This is a genomic window from Amycolatopsis sp. NPDC051061 (assembly GCF_040682935.1).
Taxonomy (GTDB): Bacteria; Actinomycetota; Actinomycetes; order Mycobacteriales; family Pseudonocardiaceae; genus Amycolatopsis.
This window is the reverse complement of the sequence record NZ_JBFBBZ010000041.1, coordinates 80,342-86,671: the sequence shown is the minus strand read 5'-3', so window position 1 is coordinate 86,671 and position 6,330 is coordinate 80,342. Positions and strand designations below refer to the sequence as shown.

Genomic DNA, 6,330 nt, shown 5'->3' with positions numbered 1-6,330 from the left:
ACTCAATCATTCTCAAAGGAACCTCATACGAGGTTATATATAAGCTCTACTGGCTTAGTTCACTAGCACACTGTTGAGTTCTCAAGCAACACACCCCGAGTCGCACCGCCGTCAAGCGGCCTTACCCGAAGCGAGTATTCCTAGCAGTTTTTGGTGGGACACCCACTCAATCGCTTCGAGCGAGAGCTTGGTTCGTGTCCCGGCGGCCACCCGGTTTCCCTGGCGACTTGGAGAACTTTACATCCCCGGAAACCCCCCGGAACAGGGGGGTCCGTTAACAAGATCAGCGCAGGTCAGACCCCATGACGAAGCCCGTCCAGGCCCCAGTCTGCACCCGCGTACCCCGGAGCGCCAGAGAAAGAGCCAGGGAAAGAATCCGGGAAGAACATTGCTCCGAGTACATTGCACCGTATTGCACCGCGACAAAGCTCCGCCTAGCGTCGGCCGCATGACCCTCGCCCACGACGACCTCGGCCCGAAGAACGGCCGGCCGGTCCTCCTCGTCCACGGCCACCCCTTCGACCGCTCGATGTGGCGTCCCCAGGCCGGGTACCTGGCCGAGCAGGGCCACCGCGTCGTCACCCCCGACCTCCGCGGCTACGGGGAGTCCCCGGGACAAGGCACCAAGACCACCCTCGACGTCTTCGCGAACGACCTCGTCGAGCTGGCCGACCACCTGAAGCTGGAGCGCTTCGTCCTCGGCGGCCTCTCCATGGGCGGCCGGATCGTCATGCACCTGCTGAGAGACCACCCGGGCCGGGCGGAAGCCGTCCTCCTCGCCGACACGTTCCCCGGCCTCGACACCCCCGCGGCGAAGCAGGCCCGCATCGACACGGCCGCGAGGATCAGCGAAGAGGGCATGGCGAGCTACGCCGACGAGCTCCTCCCCAAGATGATCTCGAGGCAGACCCGCGCGACCAGGCCGGACGTCGAAGCCCACGTCCGGAAGATGATGCGCAACGCCCCGGCGCAAGGAGCCGCCGCCGCACTGAGAGGACGCGCCGAGCGCCCCGACTACACCGAGGGGCTGAAGCGCATCGACGTCCCCACCCTCGTGGTCGTCGGCAACGAGGACGAGTTCACCCCGGTCGCCGACGCCGAGCTCATCCACCGGGAGATCCCGGGTTCGACCCTGGTGGTCGTCGACGGCGCGGGCCACCTGCCTAACCTGGAGCGCGAGACCGAGTTCAACGAAGCGCTCAGCACCTTCCTGACCCCAAGCGGAGCCACCCCATGACCCAGCAGCAGACCGTGTTCGTGACCGGCGCCAGCGCCGGCTTCGGTGCCGCCATCGCCCGCCGGTTCGTCGCCGAGGGCGCCCGGGTGATCGCCGTCGCCCGCAGTGCGGACAAGCTCGAGAAGCTGGCCGGCGAGCTCGGCAACGCCGTCCTTCCGGTGCCCCTCGACGTCAGCGACCCCGAAGCGGTCAAGGAGAAGATCACCACCCTCCCGGACGGCTGGCAGGAGGTCGACGTCCTGGTCAACAACGCCGGCCTGGCGAAGGGCCTCGAGCCCGCGCACAAAGCGGACCTCCAGGACTGGGAGGACATGATCGCGACCAACGTTCGCGGCCTCACCCACGTCACGCGCGCGCTGCTGCCCGGCATGGTCGAGCGCGGCCGCGGCCACGTGATCAACATCGGCTCGATCGCCGGCACCTACCCCTACCCCGGCGGCAACGTCTACGGCGCGACCAAGGCGTTCGTCCACCAGTTCAGCCTCAACCTGCGCAGCGATCTGCACGGCACCGGCGTCCGCGTGACGAACGTCGAGCCCGGCATGGTCGGCGGCACGGACTTCTCGAAGGTCCGCTTCGACGGCGACCAGGACAAGGCGGACAAGGTCTACCAGGGCACGACGCCGCTGACCGCGGACGACGTCGCCGAGTCCGTCTTCTGGGCCGCGAACCAGCCGAAGCACGTGAACATCAACGTCATCGAGCTGATGCCGGTGGTCCAGAGCTTCTCGGCGCTGCAGATCTACCGCGAGTCCTGAAACAGGGAGAACAACGCCTGCTGACCCGGGTCCCGCTCGGTGGGCAGCCGCTTCGTCCGCGGCCGCCCACCGGTGGACGGGTAGCGCAGCACCAGCTCGCCGATGCCGGCCAGCTGGTCGAGCAGCTCGCGCACGGACAGGTTCATCCCCGCCCGGTCGGCCTCGCGCCGCATCAGGTGCGTCACGGTCGCGGCGAGCACCGAGACGAGCCCGTGCGCGGCGATCCGCTGCCGCGTCCACTCCCAGCGCGGGGTCGGCCCGGTGACGGCGGGGCCGGTCAGCCAGCGGAACGTCGACTCCAGGTGCGTGCGGGCCCGGTAGGCCGTGACGACGTCCCCGATCGGCCAGTCCCGGTCGGTGACCAGCACCTGCTTGCCGAAGAACTCGTCGTCGAGCCGGGCGATGGCCACGGTGTCGACGCGCCGTTCGAGCCGGATCTCGCCGGGCCGGTTCCCGCTCAGCACGGCGGTGAGGACGCGCTCGATGCGCCGCCCGCGGGTCACCCGGCCGAGCTCGGCGTGGATCTGGGCGCGATCGCCGCGGTGGGTGCCCGCCGCGAGGGCCCCGGCCAGGCCGTCCAGCTCGCGGGTCGCGGTGGCCAGCTCGTCGGCGAACGCGCGGGACTGCGCCGCGTGCAGCGTGGCCGAATGCGTCAGGATCACCCGCCGCCGGACGCCGTCGACGACCGCGTGCGTGTCCAAGGCCGTCAAGCCGGCGAACCGCTCGGGGTCGACGCGCTTGCGGGCGGACGCGGGCTGGGTCAGCAGCTCGGGGTGGTCGGTCAGCGGCAGCGAGCCGACGAACCCGCTGCGGGAGCCGAGGTCGAGCTGGGCCGCCTGGCCGGAGTGGAAGACCAGCGTCGCGGGACCCAGTTCCGCGGTCAGCGAAGCGAACGTCGGCGCCGTGCCGTCGTCGCGCCGGTAGACCCTCGACGCCAGCGGGATCGCGCCGTCCCGGGTCACCCGCAGGCCGGCCCCGGCGAGCACGCCCCGGCACGCCGACGGCAGGGTGCAGTCCGCCGGCGCGAACGCGGCGAACTGCGGGACGTCGACGGCGAGCGCGGCGTGGTCGTCCAAAGTCGCCAGCACGGCCGACGCGACGGTGTCTTCGATGCGCGTGATGCGTTCCGGAGTGAGGCGTTCCAGCGCTCGCCAGGTGCCGTCCACTGTGGACACGCGGGGCCGGACGACGTCGGCCGCCACGCCCGAAGCCCACCACTCGGACAGCGGCGTTTCGGGCGCGGTCGCCCGGTGCAGCACGGCGATCGCCAAGGTGAGCCCGAGCGAGGGCGTCGCGCGTTGAGCACCCACGCTGGAGTCGACCCGGTTGACGAAGTCCAGGCGCGAAAGCGTCGCCCACACCGCGGCGACGTCGCCGTACGTCCGGTACGAGGCCGACGCGGGTTCGCCGCCCGGGACGGCGCGGGCGATCTCCTCGGCCGTCCCGAGGTAACGCTGGGTCACCACCCGGGGCTTGCCGTCGACCCTCCCGGACTCCGCCAGGTAGTAGTACGTCCGTCCGCCGATCTTCTTCCCGACCACCGATGCCACCCTTTAGGTAATACACCGCGAGAAGCTGATCGACAACCATGCCACCGAGCTGACCTGCGACGACGAGCACGCGCACCGATCGGGTGAGCCGGGTGCGCAACACACACTGGCTGGTCCCGCGAGGACGGTCCTAGCGTGGGTGGAATGGGACCCGAACCCGACGCCACCGCCCCGACCGCCTCCGCGATGCGCCGCGCGCTCGCCCGGGCGCGTGACGGGAAGACACTGGACGTAGCCGAAGCGAGCGTCCTGCTGCACGCCCGCGGTGACGACCTCACCACGCTTTCCGAGTACGCCTCCCGCATCCGCGACGCGGGACTGGCCGAGGCCGGCCGCGCGGGCATCATCACCTACAGCCGCAAGGTGTTCATCCCCCTGACCCGGCTGTGCCGCGACCGCTGCGGCTACTGCACGTTCGTCACGGTGCCGGGCCGGCTCGAATCGCCGTTCCTGTCCCCGGACGAGGTCCTCGACATCGCCCGCAAGGGTGCCGAGATGGGCTGCAAGGAGGCCCTCTTCACCCTCGGCGACCGGCCGGAGGACCGCTGGAAGGCCGCCCGCGACTGGCTGGACGCGCACGGCTACGACGACACGCTCTCCTACGTCCGCGCGATGGCGATCCGGGTGCTGGAGGAGACCGGCCTGCTGCCGCACCTCAACCCGGGCGTGCTGACCTGGCAGGACTTCCAGCGGCTCAAGCCGGTCGCGCCGTCGATGGGCATGATGCTGGAGACCACCGCCACCCGGCTGTGGTCCGAAAAGGGCGGTCCGCACTACGGGTCCCCCGACAAGGACCCGGCGGTAAGGCTGCGGGTGCTCGAAGATGCCGGGCGCAGCTCAGTCCCGTTCACCACCGGGGTCCTGATCGGCATCGGCGAGACGCACGAGGAGCGCGCGGACGCGCTGTTCGAGATCCGCAAGATCGCCAAGACCTACGGCGGCATCCAGGAAGTCATCGTCCAGAACTTCCGGGCCAAGCCCGACACGAAGATGCGCGCGACACCGGACGCCGACCTCGAGGAGCTGGCCGCGAACATCGCCGTCGCGCGGCTCGTGCTCGGCCCGAAGATGCGCATCCAGGCGCCGCCGAACCTGATCGGCAACCAGTACGACCTGATGATCCGGGCCGGCATCGACGACTGGGGCGGCGTCTCGCCGCTGACCCCGGACCACGTCAACCCGGAGCGCGCGTGGCCGCAGATCGAGGAGCTCGCGCGCCGCACCGAGAAGGCGGGCTTCGAGCTGAAGGAACGGCTCACGATCTACCCGGAGTACATCAGCGCGGGCGAGCCGTGGCTGGACCCGCGCATCACGCGGCACGTCGCCGCGCTCGTCGACCCGGCCACCGGGATGGCCCGCGAAGGCGCGATGCCGGTCGGCATCCCGTGGCAGGAGCCGGACGGCGGCTGGCAGCAGTCCGGCCGCACCGACCTGCACACCGAGATCGACACCACCGGCCGCACCGAAGACCGCCGCAGCGACTTCGACTCCGTCTACGGGGACTGGAAGGAGATCGGCGAGCGGATCAAGACCGGGCCGCAGAAGTTCGACTCGACCGTCCTGGAAGCCTTGCGCAGCGCGGAAAAGGACCCCGCCGGGCTGTCCGACGACGCCGCGCTGGCGCTGCTGTCCGCCGAGGGCAAGGAGCTGGACGCGTTCACGAAGCTCGCCGACGACCTGCGGCGCGAGACGGTCGGCGACGACGTCACCTTCGTCGTCACGCGGAACATCAACTTCACCAACGTCTGTTACACGGGTTGCCGCTTCTGCGCCTTCGCGCAGCGTCGCACCGACGCCGACGCGTACACGCTCTCGCTGGAGCAGGTCGGCGACCGCGTCGACGAGGCGTGGGCCGCGGGCGCGACCGAGATCTGCATGCAGGGCGGCATCCACCCGGACCTGCCGGGCACCGCGTACTTCGACCTCGCGGCCGAGGTCAAGCGCCGCCAGCCGGAGATCCACCTGCACTCCTACAGCCCGATGGAGGTCGTCAACGGCGCTTCGCGGACCAACCTGTCGCTGAAGGACTGGCTCATCAAGGCCAAGGAAGCCGGCGTCGACTCGCTGCCGGGCACGGCCGCGGAGATCCTCGACGACGACGTCCGCTGGGTGCTCACCAAGGGCAAGCTGCCGACGTCGGAGTGGATCAAGGTCGTCACCACCGCCCACGAGATCGGGCTGCCGACGACGTCCACGATGATGTACGGCCACGTCGACACGCCGGCCCACTGGGTCGCGCACCTGAAGCTGCTCGCGCGGCTGCAGCGCGAAGGCCTGGAGAAGAACGGGCGGCGCGGGTTCAGCGAGTTCGTGCTGCTGCCGTTCATCCACCAGAGCTCGCCGATCTACCTCGCCGGCCTCGCCCGCCCGGGCGCGACGCAGAACGAGAACCGGGCGGTGCACGCGCTGGCCCGGCTGCTGCTGCACGGGATGATCGACAACATCCAGAGCTCCTGGGTGAAGCTGGGCACCGAGGGCAGCCGCGCGGTGCTGCAGGGCGGCGTCAACGACATCGGCGGCACGCTGATGGAGGAGACGATCAGCCGGATGGCCGGCGCGTCGAACGGGTCGTACAAGACGATCAGCGACATGCGCGAGATGGTCGAGCCCCTCGGCCGCCCGCTGGTGCAGCGCACGACGGGCTACGGCAGGCCGACCGCCGAGCGCATCGCCGCCGCGGAAGCTTCGGACGGCGTCGCGACGGCCGTGCGCAAGCCGCTGCTGCCCCTGCTCACGCCGTAAAAAACGATTCGGGGGTGCCGGGTGGCGGAGCCCCGGTTGGCAC

At 70.3% G+C, this 6,330-nt stretch carries 4 protein-coding genes; 3 read left to right on the top strand and 1 reads right to left on the bottom strand.

Annotated features, from left to right (window positions below; translation table 11 throughout):
• Positions 1 to 448 precede the first annotated feature (448 nt).
• Positions 449 to 1,237, top strand: a complete 789-nt coding sequence (locus tag AB0N03_RS39410) for an alpha/beta fold hydrolase (protein ID WP_364383370.1) — start codon at positions 449 to 451, stop codon at positions 1,235 to 1,237.
• Positions 1,234 to 1,995 carry an SDR family oxidoreductase gene (locus tag AB0N03_RS39405; protein WP_364383367.1) on the top strand — a complete coding sequence of 254 codons (762 nt, stop codon included), beginning with the start codon at positions 1,234 to 1,236 and terminating at the stop codon, positions 1,993 to 1,995. Before AB0N03_RS39410 ends, AB0N03_RS39405 begins: the two co-directional genes overlap by 4 nt.
• Here the strand turns inward: AB0N03_RS39405 and AB0N03_RS39400 are convergent.
• Positions 1,980 to 3,536, bottom strand: a complete 1,557-nt coding sequence (locus tag AB0N03_RS39400; RefSeq protein ID WP_364383364.1) for a transposase — start codon at positions 3,534 to 3,536, stop codon at positions 1,980 to 1,982. The two genes, AB0N03_RS39405 and AB0N03_RS39400, sit on opposite strands and share 16 nt — an antisense overlap.
• Positions 3,537 to 3,689: 153 nt before the next feature.
• Between AB0N03_RS39400 and AB0N03_RS39395 the strand changes: the two genes are divergently transcribed.
• Positions 3,690 to 6,287, top strand: a complete 2,598-nt coding sequence (locus AB0N03_RS39395; RefSeq protein ID WP_364383362.1) for a bifunctional FO biosynthesis protein CofGH — start codon at positions 3,690 to 3,692, stop codon at positions 6,285 to 6,287.
• Positions 6,288 to 6,330: the final 43 nt, after the last annotated feature.